Raw genomic sequence first — 18542 nt, 5'->3', positions numbered from 1 at the left:
GATACGTGTGGTCTGGAATTTTCAATGGCCGTATCGACATGCCTGGCCACGACGCTATGCTCGAAGTCGTGCCAATGCACCGTTTCGGCACGAATGACGAGATTGCCAGCACGGTACTCTTCCTCGCCAGCGACGCCTCCTCGTACGTTACTGGCACTGATATTCGCGTAGATGGCGGCTACAGCGTCTTCTAACCTCTAACAACCATCTAGCACGTTGAGGCCGGCCGTGGCTCACAGCCCTCCGACCGACCTCAACAGGCGCCTATTCGCGCTTTATATCGGCACGAAGTCCGAAGAACCGTAAGAAGCAATCACGTCGGCATCAATTCGCCAGTAGCCCGACAGCATTTGACGTTTCCGTTGTTGTCGGATGCCGATCTGACTGTGCATCGTTTGTATGGTGCGTATGGTGAGAAGAAATTATACGGCAAGGTCTATGAGGGTGTGATTCGTTCGACTTTCGTGATCGATGGTGATGGAGTGATTCGTGTGGCCCGAATCCATCCTCGCTACAGCAATCACGAACGCTTCTTGGGAATCCTTGTACAAGCCGGTTCCCACGGCGGAGCACATCGCGCCGCCAAGGCCGCCGAACTCGTTTACTGCGACGTTTTCGACAGGGATGCCCAGCACGTCGGCAAAGACAAAACATCATCACCTCGATGTGCATTGTCCTCATCTCGCTTATGCATGGCAGATTCGCGGACTTGTACGGAGGCATCTCAGCTATGCCACAAGTCATCGCTCAACCTCTTTCCAACCATGATTGCGGCCAAGAGAACGCCCACTTGGCCGCAATCACAAAACCTACACATCGAGAAAACCCGAAGAATGATACGAGCTGTCATCCGCAACCGGAACATCATCCTGTTCTTATCCTGCAACAACAATCACTGCTATGTTGCCGAAGCCTACGACTACAGACCAAGCAAACGGTTTCCGGAATCACTCCCATCTTGCTGATACGACGCTTCTCACACGCGTACCCCGCCTGTGGATGCTCTCGGAAAGAACACTCTCATTCACAAGAGATGCAGGAATGTAATCACCCGTCCGCTCATCTTTCTTGTTCACCTGTTCCGACAAGCCCAACGCCACCGCTCATCACCAGCAAATAAAATCAAGCCACTTTTCGCAGATTCCACCACATAGGCAGCACTCGCCACATGGTTGAAGGCCTCACCTGCTATATCCAGTTTTGATTTTGCATGACTCCGCCGCTTTTCGTATGACGTGTTCCTGTCGCTATGTCTATGGGTGTAGTCCACGCGCTTCGCCGTAAAATTCCTTCGTATGATGTCGTCATAGAAATCCGACTGCCGGGCACGACGTCCCTTATGGAAGTCCATGTAGTATTCAAACCCACATAGATGGGCAAAACGCCTTTAGTAAACCTGATGGCAACTTCGCTACCGTCATCACATTGAAGAATCAACCGTCCCGAGGAAAGCAACCGGGCATATGCGGGACGGATTTCGTCCCTTACTTTCCGAAGCCACTCCGCCTTCTCTTTGCTGTGGTCAGCCATCATTGCCCTCCGAATAAAAAGAAGGGAACAGATCTTTTCGGATCTGTTCCCTTGACGGGTCTGACGCCCACTGCTTGGGAGGTTCGCCACGCTCTCGCGGGACGTTTCGCTCACCCTTCCGCTTTCCAACGGTTTCGCACGGGTGGTATGCTACGCCTCCCTTACGGTTTCCACGTCTCCGACGTGGCGGAGGTATCCGGCAGTAACCTCTCGCAAGCCTTCCGCCGCCCCGACCGACGGCAAGCCGGTTTGGGGAATGGCACAAAACTTGTCATCCCAATAATAGCCCATGCACAAACAAAACCGTTCCGCTCACATCGAAATATTCGATACCGCGCTTGCTTTGGAACGAGAAAAATAGATCGTCGCGCAACGAGTCAAGCAAGCCGCGCGCACGTAAGGCGGGTATGATGACGCCTGTTCGCGCTTTGTATCGGCACGAAGTCCGAAGAACGGTAAGGAGCAATCATGTCCGACATCAATTCGCCAGCGACCCCAACAGCGCAGGACTCCCCCGCATCCGCACGACTCGAAGCGGGATTAACGGCCCCGAACTTCACACTTCCCAGCGACAACGGCGATAGCATTACGCTCTCCGCATTGCGCGGTCAGAATATCGTCTTGTACTTCTACCCTGCCGCGATGACTCCTGGATGCACTACTGAGGCCTGTGACTTCCGGGACAACCTCGCGCGCCTGCGCTCCCGCGGATTCACTGTGCTCGGCATATCAAAGGATCCGATGGACAAGCTCGTCCGGTTCCGCGAGCGCGATCATTTGACGTTTCCTTTGTTGTCGGATGCCGATCTGACTGTGCATCGTTTGTACGGCGCGTATGGTGAGAAGAAGTTGTATGGCAAGGTCTATGAGGGTGTAATTCGTTCGACTTTTGTGATCGATGGTGATGGGGTGATTCGTATTGCCCGATATAACGTGCGTGCGAAGGGTCATGTTGATTCTTTGCTGCGTGCGCTTGACAAGCTAGATGGTTCAGTTTTCTAGTCTGGAATGCTTTGTTGTTTTGTTTGTGGATTAGCTTTTCTATGTGAAGGATGCAAGCTGACTCATGCGCAGAGCGAGAAGTGCTCAGATCGGAAATGCTCTATCTCGTAGAAGAACCGAAAATCTCGTCGCTCCCCTTGCGGAGGCGGTCATGAATTCTCCAAAAGGCGTAGCGTATTCCAGTAACGGTTTTCGATCAATGACACCATTACCAAGGTCGCGGGAACCGGTGTCACGATGATTATCGTGACACATGAAATTCGATTCGCCAAAAACGTATCCGATCGCGTCGTTTTCGTGGACAAAGGTGCAATCCTGGAGCAAGGTACGCCCCAGGAAGTGATTGACCATCCCCAGACGGCACGAGTCCAGGAATTCCCCAGCAAGATGGCGCTGAAATAACAGTTACCATCTATTCCACAACCTTGTCCGGTACGAAGAGCCGCCCTTTCGATGGACGGCTCTTCACATATAGCGTTTTTTATAAAATTCTTATTTGCTGAAATGCCCGAGAAGTAAAAAAGACGACTCAATCTAAAGATTATCCCCTCTGGCGCAGTAGACTTTTCCTATCAACATTCTACAAAGATGTCCGGGAGATTCGAAATGGTAGACTGCACACCTGATCCAAACCTTTTGGAATCGATGCGGTCCGTCGGATACAGCCTGAACACCGCGGTGGCGGATATCATAGACAACTCAATCGCCGCCCACGCCAAAACCATCAGCATCCGCTACTTCGACCACGGCGAAGATCCGTATGTGGCAATCATTGATGACGGTGACGGCATGGACTATGAGACGGCCGTGAACGCGATGAAACTCGCCGGAACCAACCCGAACGCCAAGCGCAATGCCAACGATCTAGGCCGTTTCGGACTCGGTTTGAAGACCGCATCCCTTTCACAGGCACGTTCCGTCATGCTTTCCACCGTTCAGCACGGACGTCAGAATACGCTCCGATGGGATCTGGACCACGTCGCACGAACACGCGAATGGGATCTCGAGACCTTGGATGAAGAGCAGACCAATCTTGAATTGCCTCGAAAGGTGCGGGATCTCATGCCCAGCACGCATGGCACATGCGTGCTATGGCGTAACCTGGATCGTCTGGGAAACGTCGCGGGCGATTCCCTGCAGGATATAGACCAAGCCATGCTCGAACTGTCCGGGTATCTGGGTCTCGTGTTCCACAGGTTCCTCCACCCATATCCTGAGGATGAAATCGAACGCATCTCGATAACCGTGAACGATGAGCCCGTGCCGGAACGCGATCCTTTTCTCGTGAACAACCTTGCCACGCAGCGGCAACGGATGCAGCGCATCCCCGGCACCGACGCCACGTTGTGCGGATATACGCTCCCCTATCAGAACAAACTGACCATGGAAGACAGAGGTCTTCTTGATCTGAAACAGGAAAAAGGACACACGCTGTTCGATACCCAAGGTTTCTATATCTACCGCGCGTACCGGCTAATCACCTGGGGCAGCTGGTTCCGCCTTCTCACCCGCAAGGAAGCAACGAAACTATCCCGCGTGCAAGTCGATATCCCGAACAACATGGATGACGAGTGGACGCTTGACATCAAAAAGTCGCAGGCCACACCTCCGAAGACCATACGAGACGCGATGAAACGCTACGTGGAGAAATTAGCCGCTCCCAGCCGCCGCACGCAGCAGTTCCGTGGACGCAAGACGTCGAACGATCCGGAAGCCCGCATCTGGGACGTCATCAGTGACAGGGACGGCTCTTTTCGATATGAGATCAACACGGACAATCCATATGTGAAAGGATTCATCGACAACCTTTCCAGGGAGCAGCGCCGCGATTTCAGCGGGATGATAAAAGTATTCGCAGCAGCGTTCCCGTACAACGACGTACAATCACGACTCTCAGTGGACGAGCATGGAGCGGAGAACGGTCTGACCGATGATGAGATACGCGAATGCGCCCAAGACATGTGGATGCTTGCAAACCAGTTAAAGCACATGAGCGCTTCAGCTTTTGTCGAGAAATACAAATCCAAAGAGCCGTTTTCCTTATGCCAGAACGCCGAAGAAATCCTAATGGAGGTATCACATGCGTAATAAATGGGAAAAAGTCAAGGCTAAGGTGAAGCTTGTTCTGATGGTGGATGACGATGATGACCAAGCTCCTTCCGAACAGGATATTGAGGATGCATTAAAAATACTCGTCTCTCGAAAACCTGAACTACTAGAAGATTCCGAGGGATACAACCGCACTTTCCGCGAATTACGTAACGAGTTAGTTCCGAAAATAGACGAAGGTATAACTCTCACTGACCAAAACTCGGCATGGAAACCATGGCTGTCAGATATGCAGTCATCTGATACTTGGGAAACCCCTCGATCAGATTCGTACTATCAGTACCTCGTCATGGATAAGAATTCCAGCTATTCGACTCTCGACTATACCGCCAATGAGATAGTCAAACTGTTGGCAGATCCACGTCGCGATCAACCGGCAGTTTCCAGAAAAGGTTTGATTCTAGGAGACGTGCAGTCCGGAAAGACCCGTACCTATATCGCTCTGATGAACAAGGCCGCTGACTGTGGATACCGTCTCATCATCGTATTGACCAGTGATAATGAGAATCTGAGACAGCAAACACAGGAACGTATCGATACTGATTTCATCGGCTGGCAGGATGGAATACGAGTGGGCATCGGAAAGTACCAGCAGAACATTGCGCACCCCAGCCAGCTCACTAACGAAAATGACTTCGTGGCAGCCTACGATAAGGCATTCCATAGCTTTCCACGCCCAACATGGAACAGCGCCGCCCCCTGCGTGGCGGTGATAAAGAAAAACGCGTCAATTCTCTCCAAGTTCAATAAGTGGTTCGACAGTCCCGAATTCGACAAGGATCTGCCCGTGCTCATCATTGATGATGAAAGCGACTACGCATCTGTCAATTCCGCCAAACTGGATGATTCTCCCACACGAATCAATTCGCTGATTCGCGACCTGTGTCAAATCAGTTCCCGAACTTCTTACGTTGCCGTTACGGCAACGCCTTTTGCGAATATCTTCATCGACGATGCGGATGAAAGTGATCTGTTCCCACAGGATTTCATTCACATACTTAAATCCCCCGACGCGTACATCGGAGCAAAGAAGTTGTTCGGCGACATGGATAGCGTTCCCGAAGATTCGAGTTGCGTGAGAGAGATTGATGAGGGTGAACTAGAAAGTTGGCTACCCGTATCGCACGGAAAGAACTACGACATCGTAGATCCCGAATTGGATGACCAAGTCAAGCATGCCGTCTGCACCTTCATTAATGCGTGCGCTCTCCGTCCCAACGCGGAAGACGAACAGCAATCCATGCTCATCCATATGTCACGATTCACCGATGTCCAGCGTCAGATTGCTGATCGGGTCAGTGGTTATTTAAGGCAGGTTGAGAATGCCGTACGATTCCATGCTGATGGAGATCCGAGAATCGATGACCTGCAAGAGGCCTTTGAAAGCGAGTATTACACGAGCACGGACATTTCCTGGGGAATGATGTTCCTACGGATAAGGCGTCTTGTCCAATCCAGCAGACTTCGTGTCAGACTGGTCAACTCTGATTCCGATGACTGGAGCCTCAGAAACGATGTCCCGCCCGATCTGACTTCCAACGAATGCACCATATTCATCGGAGGAAACCAGCTTTCCCGAGGTATGACGCTCAGTGGTCTGATTTGCAGTGTGTTCTACCGGAGAGTGACAGCTTCCGATACTCTCCTGCAGATGGGCCGGTGGTTTGGATATCGTCCGAATTACGCGAATCTGCAACGTATCTGGTTACTGCCGGAATCCGTACTTGATTACCGCTACTCATGTTCCATCGTGGAAGAACTCAAGGAATCCGCAAGCAGGATGAAGCATCTTGGCATGACGCCCAAACAGTTCGGACTTGCCATCAGAAAGAACCCGAACAAGGGTGTACGCATCACCAATGCCAGCAAGATGCGCAACGCTGTGGAAGGGATCGGCTACCAAGAATTTGACATGGCCGGTGAAATCATCGAGTCAATCAAACTCGACGTTGATATGAAACGTCGAAATCAGAATGATGAAGCATTCATGAAGCTGCTCGGCGTCTGCAACGCACCGCAAGTCATCTCATCTGTATCACCCTTGGTTGAGACACAAGTCTTTCAGAATGTTCCCGCCAAGGCCGTCGTGGATTTCCTTTCCCAATACCGATCGGGCTATAGAGATACATTCTTCGGTCCCACTCTCATGACCTATCGCGATCAGGAAATCGAGATGAACACAAGCATGGCCGAACAGTACGCATGCACCCAGCTGTCAGAAAATCCCGATATGACTTGGAATATTGGTTTCATCAACGGTAACGGAAACGAAGTGGAAGGCGTCAATTTTCATTGGACCCAGGTCAAGCGTAAATGCACATTCAGGGACAATAGACAGTTCCAAATCAATGGCGATAAAATGCGACTTGGCTCCAAGAACGATGCGCTCAAGATTGCAGCCTGTACATATCAGCTTCCCATTGACCAGAAAAATAGTTCGGAGCGTCAATACTATCTGACCAAGTACTTCGGCGATCATCCGAGCCTTCTCTTCTATCGCATATGTGTGAAGAATTTTGATGGACATCAAGGATTGTCCCCACAAGAAGGTCCCGGCATGCTCGGGGTGAAGCTCATCGTCCCGGTTGATGAGGTGAATGTGAACAAGCATCTCGGCAAAACGGTCTATATGTATAACACCGTCGCTCAGCGACGTGAATTCGCCGAATTGAGTAGGAAAGCTGAAGAATACGGTGATGATTAAATGAGTCTTTCCATAAATGAAATAATCTCCCTCTGGCGGGATGAGGCTCGACGTCCGGGTCGTACTAATCATGAGTTGGACACGTCTCTTCGACTACCCATCGTTCTTGGATGCACGGTCGATGGACTCCCCTATATCATGCTGCTTACCGAACGACAGCCCAAGACCTTAAATCGGTTGGAGGCCATCGACGTTCGTGTCAGTATGCGAGGGAACGCCAGACCTCGCGAGAAATGGGCGCTCACGTTCACCCTCCAGGATTGGAGTCTGATCCATGCCTTCGGGGAGATCTGCTTGGCTTTTGCTAATCGGATCGCGGATGCGCCCTCCGAGGATGCGGCATTGCGGCAAATATATGCGACAGTTGATCAATGGCAGAGGCTGCTGAAGATATCCCGCAATTCCGACATGGCGAAACTGCTCCGCGGCACATTCGGGGAATTGGTCGCGGCGATGGAAATCACACGACAGACTGGAAAGACCATCGAAGAGGTATGCGTCGCATGGCAGGGCCCATACGCGGCACCGCAGGATTTTCAATTCCCGGATGAGAAAACAGCTTGGGAGGTGAAGACCATCCATAAAACGGCGGAAAGCATCACCATATCATCTCCCGAGCAACTTGATACCAGCGACAGAAGCATCAAGCTCATGGTCCTCGAGATACAGGAAACGAAGGATATGGAACATGGACTGACCCTTCCCCAGCTAGTCGACAGGCTACGCGAGAAGGCAGCAGACCCCTCCACCGTCACGGAATACGTGGATGACGGTCTGGCGAGCTTGGGACTGAACCTGTATTCGGGGCTTGTCTCCCAGACTGCATTCCGCATTGGAACAATATCCACTTACCGTGTCGAAGACGGATTTCCGAGGATCGAAACCGGGACGATACCGGCTGGCGTTTCGAATCTCACGTACCATATCAGCAGAAGCAACCTGACGCCATATCTGCAGTCGGAGAGCACATCGGCCATGGTGGAGGAATAATGGAAGAAATCGAGGAATACCGGCACGATCTGTGGAACGAGGTCCTTGAGCTGGCGCGCGACCGAGACATATACGATCAGGAGGCGTTTTTTGAGACCGCGTGCGAAATCCTGCGGGACAGCGAGGCGATCACCGCCTATCATCCTGCCTACTGCCGTTATCTTATGGGCACAAACAAAGCGCTAGCCATTGATGGATATGACCAAGACGCCTTCGAACTGGACGAGTCCATCGTGGTTATCGTCTGTGATGACAAACTGACCATGAACGACCAAAACGCGCCGCAGACCATACAAGCTGCGGAGTGCAAAAAATACTTCAATGCAATGCAACGGTTCTTTGTTGCCGCATGGAACGGCAGTTATCAAGCGCAAGCCGAGGAGAGTAGCGAAACCTACGAATTCGCTCAATTCATCAAACAAAATCGCGCCGGCATTCGTCGTGCACGATTCTACTTCATTACCGATCGCGAGTACACCGGCCGTAGTGACCCAGAGGCTATCCAAATTGACCAGTACAAAAAGGAAAAGGAACGACAGCATATTAGCTGGGAATACCACACTTGGGACATCCGAAGGCTTATGGAAGCTTCGCACGCCACCGGATTGGCCGAGCACATGTCGATCGAACTGCCCGGCGGCATCGCCACGGTCAAAGCTCCTGACGATATGGAAGATATGGACACCTATCTTCTGTTCGTCACTGGAGACGTTCTTTCCGGATGGTACAAGAAGTATGGCTCGAAACTGATGGAAGCCAACGTGCGGTCGTTCCTGTCAATGCGTGGCAAAGTCAACAAAGGAATCCGTACCACCATCTGCAATCAGCCTGATAGATTCGTGGCCTACAACAACGGTCTCACTGCCACTGCCACGCATGTGGAAACAGACGGACAGGGACGGATCATCAGGCTTGATGACCTCCAGATTGTCAATGGAGGGCAAACCACCGCATCCATCTTCTACACAGGGCAAAAGGACAAAACCGATCTGAGCAGGGTCATCGTCCCTGTCAAACTCGTCGTCGTTCATGAGGATATGGCGCGAGAACTCGTTCCCTATATCTCCCGGTACACGAATTCCCAGAACAAGGTCGCGGAGGCCGACTTCTCTTCCAACAGCGAGTATCAGATAAAGCTTGAGCAGTTGTCCAAGCAGGCATTGACCCCGCCTCTGCCGGGCACGATCCAGACACATTGGTATTACGAACGTGCCCGTGGCCAATACGACAGCGAGAAGAACCGTCGGGATGCCGCTTCACGTAAGGCCTTTGAGAAGGCCAACCCAAGCAAACAACGCATTAAAATGGTTGACGCCCCCAAATATCTTGTTTGCTGGGACGGGCAACCTCAAGTCGCCAGTCTTGGAGCCCAGAAGTGCTTCGCTAAATTCGTCAACCAGCAGTCGGCGAACAAGAGCGCGGCGGATGAGTTGAACGTCGATTTTTACAAGCAACTCGTTTGCAAGCGAATCATCTTTGATACCGTCTACAAACACATCAAGAAGGCCGAATGGTTCTTGGGAGCATACCAGGCGAACGTTGCCGAGTATGCCGTCGCCAAGTATTCCTTGGATCTGCGGCGTGCCGGTCTGTCCTGTGATTTCGACGCCATCTGGCGAAGGCAGTCCATCGACGCGCATATGCTCGGGTGCCTTCTGAAAGCGGGAGAACAGGCTTCCGAGGTGCTTAACGATCCACGTCGTCCCGTGCAGAACGTGAGCGAATGGGCGAAAAAGGATCAATGCTGGAACAATCTAAAAGGGAAGATGACCTGTCTCGATGCCGCTGACGTCGAAATCGTCATGGAAAAACCCAAACATGCCGCCACCAAACGAGTAGTGAAAGAGGATGAAGTATCGGCCGCTCCGGAACCGCGACACAAGGCATCCAACGAAGCCGTGGAAGAACTACCCACCGACAATGTTCTAGTATCCGACTGGCATGCGTTGACTCCCAAATCTCTTGAGAGACTCATCGCTTTCGCGACTCCCAAACACTATTTGAGTCCAAAGTCAAAGAGCTCCTTGGAGACGCTCATTTCCGGCGATGACCTTCCCATTAATGAGAACGCTTTGAACAATCTGCTCAAACGATGCTTGGATGCAGGCTTCCCGCTACGCGAACTGCAGGCAAAACCGCAGGTTCCGTTAAGGCCAGGAATAGATATCACTTCTGAAGACGCCAGCGTCGATGATAGACGTGATTTTCTCATGTCCATTCCAGAGCAGAACTGGCAGACCATAATTCAATGGGGGCAGAAACGCTACATGATCAACCAAGAAATGATGGCGGCGTTGGCGAGACTTTCCGAAGGACTTCAGCTGACCGACCGGCAGACCGTTCTGCTATGGCGTTTGGGCAATGACATGGTAAAGCGCGGTTTCCCCGCCTCCCTGTTCAAGCCCCGGGATCAACGGTAATATCCGACAGATGGCTCATCTATCCAATCGGCAACGACCTGCGCCATTTGCTGCGCCAGCAACGGTGGCACAGCGTTGCCGACCTGCCTGTATTGGTCAGTGCGGTTGCCCATGAAGAAGTAGTCATCCGGGAATGTCTGCAAACGCGCAGCCTCACGCACGGTCAGACTACGGCACTGAGACGGATCGGGGTGGATGAAGTAATGCCCGTCCTTGCTGATGTGAGACGTGACCGTGGTTGACGGCTGATCGGACAACTGTACATGGAACCGGTCCGCGAATACTACCTCTTTGCCCTCGACCGCGCCTTCGGCGTTCTTGTGGTTCGGCAACAGATACTTCGGGAAATCGTACAGCTTCGCACAAGTCTTATGTTCCTGCGCGTAAGCCGCGCAGAACAAATATCTATCCAGATCGGAATCCATGTGGTTGCGTGCAACATGCTCGGGCAACACACCGCTGCCTGCAAGATGGCCTCGATACCAGTCGGATAATGGATTCCGATCTTCAGCACCGATGCCATCGGCATGCTGTGCGGAAGGCAGATGCTTGCCCTCCATCACGGGTTCCAAGCTCGGCCCCAATGCGGATCCCTCCGGAGTGAGCATGAGTTTTTCCGCAGCCTTGCGGACGTATTCCTTCCAGTCAAGCTTGTCATGAACTCTGGAGGAGAATCCAGAACGGATGCGCGGCATCTCCCCTAATACTTGGTCGACCGTAATAACTGGGCGTGGAGTCATCACTCCGGGAGCGCCCTGGCCGCACCCGCTCCTGGTACCGAACAGGATGACCCTATGACGGGCCTGGGGGACGCCGAATTCGTCGGCGCGAACAATGAAATCATGAGGCCGCTCTGGATCTTTCACGACCATAGAATGCAGCTCGTATCCCAACGCCTCCATATCAGCACGGATATGTCCGAACACGCCTTCGCCGTAATTGCGCGCGGACAGCAGTCCTTTCACGTTCTCCATGACAAACGCCGTAGGCCTGAGCACTTCGATGAACCGCAGATAGCACTTGTAGAGCGTCTGCTTGACGTCCTTTTCGAGCCTGTCCTTATCATGGGTACGACGAGCGCGCCCGACGAGCGAATACGCTTGGCATGGCGGACCACCGATCAGCACGAGAGGACCGTCATACCCTTGCAAACGTTTCTTTGCCATCTCGACGAACTCATCATCACCCTCTTTGAGGGTTCCTTGGATTGCCTCGGCTTCGGCTGCAGCCCACTCTTCTGGATGAGAATCCTTCAATCTTTCGAGATTCTCACTGGAAGGAGTTCCGAGATAGTCGATGTAATCTTGGGGCAGCCGTCCATCCGCATCCATAAGACGGCGAGCGAACGCGCGCAACCTCAATGTGGCATGCGCAGTACGCTCCATCTCTATAGACATGATGGAGCGGAACACCGGCTCATCGTTTTCATCACGCAGGGAAGAGAATCCTTCGCTCATACCGCCTGGTCCCGCAAACAGGTCTATGACCGGTATTGGATCCATGGGCATAGTGAAAACTCCTTGAATTGAATGTCAACGGCTGCTCAAACCCAGGATACCAGGTAAATCGAAGTAAACTCGCGAGCATCGCAGGATACATACAAAAAGTCGCCCATACCGTATTTGGCGTACGTCACCACAACGCACACGATTTTCTACCCCGTATGGGGCGCACAATAGCGGATACACCATTCGAAAAAGAACAGAGGGATGTCATGGGCGACAGTAACATCCCCGAAGACTGCGGCTAAAACACAGCTCTACATAGGCGCGCTACCTCGCGCCGAACAGCCGCTTAATCCTCGCAAACAGACCACCTTTCGAGGTCTTTTTCTTTTCAACCTCCTCATTGAGAGATTTGAATCTTTCCTGAGTGACACCTGGCTTGGGCGCTTCTTCCACGTCCCAAGGATCCTCAGCTTCCCATGGATCCATGGCCGCCCAAGGATCGCTTGCAGGCTTCGAAACAGGCATCGCCGTCTCACCCTTGATGAAGGCAAGCACCTGCGGCAGGTCCTGAGGCTGCACCAACACCTCACGGGCCTTGCACCCTTCGGAAGGCCCCACAACGCCACGCGACTCCAGCAAATCCATAAGACGACCAGCCTTGGCGAATCCGACACACAGCTTGCGCTGCAGCATGGATGTCGAACCGAACTGCGAGGTGACGATCAGTTCCGCCGACTGCAGAAGCAAGTCCATATCATCGCCAATGTCTTCCAGCTCAACATCGTCCGGAACGGTACCCCAGCGGATATCGAAATCATCCATATTGCCGTCGATGTTTTTATCCGGTGTAATATCCTTCTTGTTAGATACTCGGCGTGTAGCATGTCGAGTCTGAACAGTCTTCGCCCTCCGACCATCATCCGTTTTTCTTTTTCCGTTGAGGAAATCAAGCACTTCTTTGGAAGTAACCAAGAAGTTATCGTTTATGTGATGAGCAAGATACAGTCCGTGAATACCCGTCAGTCGCGATAGAGCCGTGTACAACTGGCCGAAATCCCAGCAATCCGGATAGATAATCGCCCTATCGAATGTTTGCCCCTGCGACTTATGAATGGTAATTGCCCAAGCCAATTTAAGAGGTATCTGTTCGAATGTTCCCACAACCTCTTTTTCAATGCGTCCATTAATGAGAACAGGCTTCGTGATTTTCCACTCAAAGCTCTGCACAAAAGTAGCCTCTATTCCGTCAAACCGAACTAGGGCACCTGGACCGTCACAGTTTATGACCGTTCCCAATGCGCCGTTCATGAATGTATCTTCGGAGTTGTTGACAAGAGCCATGACTCGCGCGCCAGGTTTCAGCGAAAGCTCCTCATCAGTCGGCATATCCGACTTAAGAACCTCACCGGTCACATGCGCCACGAATGTCATTTCCTCATCTTTTAAAGCATTGAGCCTCTGCATGTTTTCATCCCGCGCCTGCGCATTGGTACTGCAAAGAATGATGGAGTCAGGCAGCGGATTGACGAGAGCATGCTGCTCTATCCAACGCGCACCATTCTTGTCGCCGAATCTGCAAGCATTAAGAGCCGCAACAAAGTGCGCATCCCTTTGCCTGATCGCCTCGCAGAGTTCCACTTCCTCGAAGTTCCAGAACGCCCATTCGCTGCTTTGAAACGCAAACGCCTCTCCAACGTCGTAGCCATATTTTTCTTCCAAAAACCGCCTCTCTTCATTAGTGATGACGGGCGGAAGCTGGCAAAAATCACCAACGACCAATAATTGGCAAAGACCCTTGCCCTTCTGTTTACGTATTTTGCCGGCAATCTTCAACACTGCGGAAAGATAATCGAATAAATCCATACGGCACATGGACACTTCATCAAGAATCAACAGATCACAGTCCGGAAGCGGAGAATCCGTAGGCACAAAAGGATGCGGGTCTTTCTCCAAGGTCCGTCCCGGACGAATGCAAAGGACGCGGTGCACCGTCGAACCACCCACGTTAAGCGCGGCTATACCTGTCGGAGCACATGTAATGACGTTCAAACCCGACGTTTGAGCCCATTCAATAATCCGCTCGACAATATAGGACTTGCCTGTACCAGCGAGACCCGTAAGATAAACGTTCTTGCCTTCTTTGACTAGATCAAAAGCTTTTTTCTGACCATCAGTCAAACCATGGAAATCTCTGCCAACGCTCCTTGCCGTGGACCAAATCCGCTTATATTCTTCTTGCTTCTCGGAAAGTGTTTCAAGCGCATCCGCATTGGTCTTCTCAAGCGCATCCAGAAAGGCCTTCTCCGAAACAATCTCGATGGTGGGATTATCCGCAAGTTTTAATTCCATGGCATGCTCTTGACCTTCGTTCCATAACTGCCGAAAGCCCAAGCTGCGTTACCTCTATCGCCAACGATCACATAATTGATCCTTTTTGAAGGTCCGGTCTTCGTAACACTGCCGCCAGCCTCCTCAATCATTTCAGCGGCGGTCGATTTACCGCCATACATTTCAAAATCTCCAGAAAGCACAAATCTTTTACCACTAAAAACCGGAGTCATGCAGTTCGATACCGGGTTTTTGAGCATCCTGGCGGCCCACAGGAATCTTGCCCCTTTCTCTTCGCCAACAACAGCATCATCGGAAATCCCACCAAGGAGCTTTGCAATCTGATTTACTAGAGTGTCTCCCAAGTAAGCGTACTGCTCCTCATAAAGTTTAAGCAACTGTTTAGCATCCGCCACCGCAAAGCGAGGATTATCGCCAGCGTCGGAGATGAGCTTAATGAATTCTCCCACTTGAGCGGTCTTCTCACTTACCTGCCCGTATTCGTAAGATATCGCATATCACCTCGCCAAGCATCAACCATGCAACAGAAGCTGAAAAGCCACCCTCCTATGGACGACCTCCCCATCATCCTACCAGTTTCACACTAGCGAACACATCCCCAGAAAACCGACATCCGCGAACGCGTGCTGCGCGTCGGCGGGTGGTTTTACATGTTGGGCCTACGAATTCTGGTAAGATTCATGATGCGTTGCAGACGTTGGAGCGTGCTCATTCTGATGTGCATTGCGCTCCGTTGCGGTGGTTGATGAGGCGCAGATGTTGGCGGTGCGTTGGCTGAGGAGCGTGAACGTTTGGAGTTGAAGGCGATTGAAATGCTGAAGGGACCGAAGCGTCTTGTGCAGCCGGAGCCGGTGGATCATGCTTGGTGGGATGATGGTTCCGGCGTATACAGCATCGGCTGAGGGAGCCGGTAGGCTGGGTGTGTAAATCCAGCAGAGAGGAACGTGCCATGGTGACGCGTCGTAATGATGAGCGGACGGTTGCGGGAAGGCATCGCATGATGAGGCGTGCCGACCGTGAGGTAACCGAACCGCAGCAGGTCGAGGCGATTATCGCAACATGCAAGATCGTGAGTCTTGCATACACCGATGCGGAAGGCATCACCATCGTGCCGTTGAATTTCGGATACGTGTTCGACACGGAATCCAATCATCTCACCTTGTATTTCCATGGTTCTGCGACCGGACGTAAGATGGACGCTGTCAAGGCCGCGGGCAACGCGCTTCCTGTAGCATTCGAAATGGCGACTGACTGCGAGGTGGTCGAGGGACGCACGCTGTGCAATTGGGGCGAGGCGTTCAAGTCGATCGTTGGCAATGGTACCGCGTCCATCATCGACAATCTTGACGAAGCGCGCCAGGGGCTCGCACTGCTGATGAAGCAGCAGGCCGGCATGGAACATGTGGAGTTCACCGACCAGCAGGTACACGCCGTCACCGTATGGAAGGTGGAAGCGGACTACCTCACCGCCAAAGTGCGCGAAAAGCCCCAGCCGCATATGCACTGAACCCCGAGGCGGTGGTGCTATCATCCCCGGCAAAAGGGCTAATCTGGTAATGGTAAATCCCAACCGTCAGGTTGTTGTCGATGCGAATGCGTTGTTGGGACGCAATCCCATTAGTGCGTTCGATGGTACCAAACTGGATGGCGCGATTTCCCGCACGATCATTGGCGGCAGACCGTAGATTTCGACATGCCCGGCAATCCGGAGAATTTGATCAGTCACACATGATTGCTCATAGATGGTCGCGCCGCAAACGACGTGTTGAACGACGGCATCGCCATAGCACGAGAATGTCACCATAATCCCGATACAGATGGCCCGCATGTGGTCACCAGTCCGATTGCCGTACCGGAAGCCCACCCAGGTGATCTGCTGGCAATCACTCCGACCGCGTTGGCGCCGCGCTTCCCTACGGTGTGATCTCCACCCGCCACGCGCGTGGAGTGCTGGCAGGATCCGAGGATTTCGACGGCAACTACGGCCAGTTCTGCCGAGCGGATGTTGAAACCGAAACGGCATGGTTTCCAGTTCAAACGACACACACCACAAACACAAGCAGTGAGACGGTATCGACGATACGTTTCCCGATGCATCCATTTCTGGGAATCATGGACGTGACCACCGCCAGTAATCAGCGTCCAAGCTCCATTCCACCTGCAGATTATGGTGGCAATATCGATTTACGCAATCTCACCGTTGAATCCACGCTATTTCTGCCAGTACAGATTGAAGGCGCAGGATTATACATCGGCAATCCGCATTTTACCCAAGGCAATGGCGAAGTGTCGCTCACCGCATTGGAAGCGTCGCTCAGAGCTACACTTCGCGTGCAGGTAGTGCCAACAGCCGAAGCCAAACGACTGTTCGGACGCACGGATCTGCCATTTGCGATCAGTCATGGCACACTGATTCCAATGGGTTTCAGCAGTACGCTGGATGACGCATTATCGCAAAGCGTCGAACACGCCATCGATATGATTACCGCCATGTTCGAGATGCCACGTCAACAAGTGTACCTGCTGCTGTCGGCCGCCATCGACTTCGACGCGACGCAAGCCGTTGACATCACCAAAGGCGTTCACGGTCTGATTGATCTGTCGATGTTTCAACAACTGCCCGATTATGAACGGACGATACGCGACATTGGAAACAGCAGATGGACTGCCATGCGGCGCATGCCTTATTGGCCCAGCAGGCTCAGACAAGTCACTGATTGGTCTAGCCAAAGAACTCTATAAGGGAATGGAATAACAGATGGTTTCCTCAACAAACAATCATGCAGCAAGATAGCAACACCACCCAGGCGACGGATCGCACCAAAAGGGACGCTCTCTCCTTTGGCGCGAAGCAAATCGCAATCATGACTGAAGTGGAACTCATCGCCGGTTCCCTACATTGCCTATGTTGACGATCATGTCGTTGGCATGGCTGATCTACCTGTGTTTCCGCCGTATCATCCATCCGACTCGCATATAACCGTCCATACGGGAATCCGCGAACGCAAGTAAATGTCGATTCCGTCAATCGCCGACCGCAAGAGGCGTTCATGGAGCGGCGGATTTCCTTATATTCCAACAGAACCCGTACTGTTATGCGACACGCAATAACAGTACGGGTTTTCTGTGTTACTATTATATATAACAGCTAAACAGCTTGCATCTTACTGTTCGGCTGGGAGATATATCACCTACGAAACATACAGAAAAAGAGGCACAGATTGAAGCTAATCATCTCATCCGTGTCCGGAGAACCGATTTACGAACAGATCAAGAACCAAATCAGGTCCGCGATCATGTCGGGTGAGCTTATGGCAGGCGAGGCGCTTCCCTCACTGCGCAAGCTCGCCAAGGAACTGCGCGTCAGCGTGCTCACCGTGACCAGAGCGTATAACGAACTGGCCGACGAGGGGCTCGTGGAGAATGTGCAGGGCAAAGGCACATTCGTGATGGAACGAGGCAACGAACTCATGAAGGAACGTGCGCGTGAACGCATCATGGACAAGCTCCGTGAAGTTTCCATCGAGGCCAAAGCCGCCGACATCAGCCTGCTTGATCTGCTTGGCATGTTCGAGAAAGCATACAGGGAACAATCATGAACGATTCCTCGCTCCCCAAGGGACACGGCCAACCTTGGCCTTGAGCGTAACCGGATTGACGAAGCATTATGATTCCGGCTTCACATTGGATGACGTGACCTTCGACCTGCCGTCCGGCTACATCATGGGTCTGGTCGGTCCGAACGGCGCCGGCATCACCATGCACGAGCCAGTTAAAGTGACGGATGCGATCGGTTTCGCCGCGATGACCGTGCTGACCCTCGTGCTACTCAACACCATCGTGCAGCCGTTCCTGTACCGGTTCTCCCCTTATCGTGCCATGGCCGCCATTATTCTGAGCATCGGCGTGATCGTGGGCACGGTCATCGGACTGCGCAAGGCATTGCCGGAATTCGAAAAGACCGTCGAACAGCTGGCCAGGCGATCAGCC

General features: G+C 52.4%; 11 protein-coding genes and 4 pseudogenes. 11 read left to right on the top strand and 4 right to left on the bottom strand.

The features are described from left to right. From Q5H33_RS03260 to Q5H33_RS03230, 7 genes and pseudogenes are all read left to right on the top strand, one after another. Window positions 1–194, top strand: a 194-nt coding sequence (locus tag Q5H33_RS03260; RefSeq protein WP_302423006.1) for an SDR family oxidoreductase, incomplete at its 5' end; no start/stop codon positions are given. 147 nt (window positions 195–341) lie between these two features. Next, window positions 342–512 (top strand): annotated as a pseudogene (locus Q5H33_RS03255) (redoxin domain-containing protein); the annotation flags it as partial. 1486 nt (window positions 513–1998) lie between these two features. Next, window positions 1999–2532: a thioredoxin-dependent thiol peroxidase gene (bcp, locus tag Q5H33_RS03250; RefSeq protein ID WP_038444532.1), complete on the top strand. Its 534-nt coding sequence runs from the start codon at window positions 1999–2001 to the stop codon at window positions 2530–2532. A gap of 645 nt (window positions 2533–3177) precedes the next feature. Then, window positions 3178–4620: an ATP-binding protein gene (locus Q5H33_RS03245; protein WP_038444533.1), complete on the top strand. Its 1443-nt coding sequence runs from the start codon at window positions 3178–3180 to the stop codon at window positions 4618–4620. After that, window positions 4613–7345: a Z1 domain-containing protein gene (locus Q5H33_RS03240; RefSeq protein WP_003810247.1), complete on the top strand. Its 2733-nt coding sequence runs from the start codon at window positions 4613–4615 to the stop codon at window positions 7343–7345. Before Q5H33_RS03245 ends, Q5H33_RS03240 begins: the two co-directional genes overlap by 8 nt. Beyond that, the gene (locus Q5H33_RS03235) at window positions 7346–8335 is read left to right on the top strand and encodes a PD-(D/E)XK motif protein (RefSeq protein ID WP_003810248.1); all 990 of its coding nucleotides are present in this window, start codon (window positions 7346–7348) and stop codon (window positions 8333–8335) included. Next, window positions 8335–10755: an AIPR family protein gene (locus Q5H33_RS03230; RefSeq protein ID WP_003810250.1), complete on the top strand. Its 2421-nt coding sequence runs from the start codon at window positions 8335–8337 to the stop codon at window positions 10753–10755. The genes Q5H33_RS03235 and Q5H33_RS03230 overlap by 1 nt, the downstream gene beginning before the upstream one ends. Here the strand turns inward: Q5H33_RS03230 and Q5H33_RS03225 are convergent. From Q5H33_RS03225 to Q5H33_RS03210, 4 genes and pseudogenes are all read right to left on the bottom strand, one after another. Then, window positions 10746–12263 (bottom strand): DNA cytosine methyltransferase, encoded by a 1518-nt coding sequence (locus tag Q5H33_RS03225; protein WP_003810252.1) that lies wholly within the window; start codon window positions 12261–12263, stop codon window positions 10746–10748. The two genes, Q5H33_RS03230 and Q5H33_RS03225, sit on opposite strands and share 10 nt — an antisense overlap. Window positions 12264–12728: 465 nt before the next feature. Next, window positions 12729–12974 (bottom strand): annotated as a pseudogene (locus tag Q5H33_RS03220) (DNA translocase FtsK); the annotation flags it as partial. Window positions 12975–13931: 957 nt separating this feature from the next. Next, window positions 13932–14552: pseudogene (locus Q5H33_RS03215) on the bottom strand (AAA family ATPase); the annotation flags it as partial. Further along, window positions 14543–15001: a BRCT domain-containing protein gene (locus tag Q5H33_RS03210; protein WP_038444535.1), complete on the bottom strand. Its 459-nt coding sequence runs from the start codon at window positions 14999–15001 to the stop codon at window positions 14543–14545. The gene Q5H33_RS03210 and the pseudogene Q5H33_RS03215, both read right to left, overlap by 10 nt. 500 nt (window positions 15002–15501) lie before the next feature. On the opposite strand from Q5H33_RS03210, the gene Q5H33_RS03205 reads away from it, so the two are divergent. The 4 genes and pseudogenes from Q5H33_RS03205 to Q5H33_RS03190 form a co-directional block, all read left to right on the top strand. Then, entirely contained in the window at window positions 15502–16059 is a 558-nt protein-coding gene (locus Q5H33_RS03205; protein ID WP_034984593.1) for a pyridoxamine 5'-phosphate oxidase family protein, read from the top strand. Between the two features lie 440 nt (window positions 16060–16499). After that, the gene (locus tag Q5H33_RS03200; RefSeq protein WP_124917214.1) at window positions 16500–17294 is read left to right on the top strand and encodes an acetamidase/formamidase family protein; all 795 of its coding nucleotides are present in this window, start codon (window positions 16500–16502) and stop codon (window positions 17292–17294) included. A gap of 479 nt (window positions 17295–17773) precedes the next feature. Then, complete coding sequence (locus Q5H33_RS03195) at window positions 17774–18151, top strand: GntR family transcriptional regulator (protein ID WP_021913087.1); 378 nt, start codon at window positions 17774–17776, stop codon at window positions 18149–18151. Next, window positions 18148–18305 (top strand): annotated as a pseudogene (locus Q5H33_RS03190) (ABC transporter ATP-binding protein); the annotation flags it as partial. The gene Q5H33_RS03195 and the pseudogene Q5H33_RS03190, both read left to right, overlap by 4 nt. Between the last annotated feature and the right edge of the window lie 237 nt (window positions 18306–18542).

It is taken from the genome of uncultured Bifidobacterium sp., assembly GCF_959020145.1.
Classification (GTDB): Bacteria; Actinomycetota; Actinomycetes; order Actinomycetales; family Bifidobacteriaceae; genus Bifidobacterium.
The sequence above is the reverse complement of the archived record's forward strand: the minus strand, read 5'-3'. Positions and strand labels throughout refer to the sequence as shown.

What these genes read in the sequence shown, in the direction of transcription:
- bcp (WP_038444532.1), top strand. Translation starts at nt 1,999, where the DNA reads ATGTCCGACATCAATTCGCCAGCGACCCCAACAGCGCAGGACTCCCCC.
- Q5H33_RS03245 (WP_038444533.1), top strand. Translation starts at nt 3,178, where the DNA reads ATGCGGTCCGTCGGATACAGCCTGAACACCGCGGTGGCGGATATCATA.
- Q5H33_RS03240 (WP_003810247.1), top strand. Translation starts at nt 4,613, where the DNA reads ATGCGTAATAAATGGGAAAAAGTCAAGGCTAAGGTGAAGCTTGTTCTG.
- Q5H33_RS03235 (WP_003810248.1), top strand. Translation starts at nt 7,346, where the DNA reads ATGAGTCTTTCCATAAATGAAATAATCTCCCTCTGGCGGGATGAGGCT.
- Q5H33_RS03230 (WP_003810250.1), top strand. Translation starts at nt 8,335, where the DNA reads ATGGAAGAAATCGAGGAATACCGGCACGATCTGTGGAACGAGGTCCTT.
- Q5H33_RS03225 (WP_003810252.1), bottom strand. Translation starts at nt 12,263, where the DNA reads ATGCCCATGGATCCAATACCGGTCATAGACCTGTTTGCGGGACCAGGC.
- Q5H33_RS03205 (WP_034984593.1), top strand. Translation starts at nt 15,502, where the DNA reads ATGGTGACGCGTCGTAATGATGAGCGGACGGTTGCGGGAAGGCATCGC.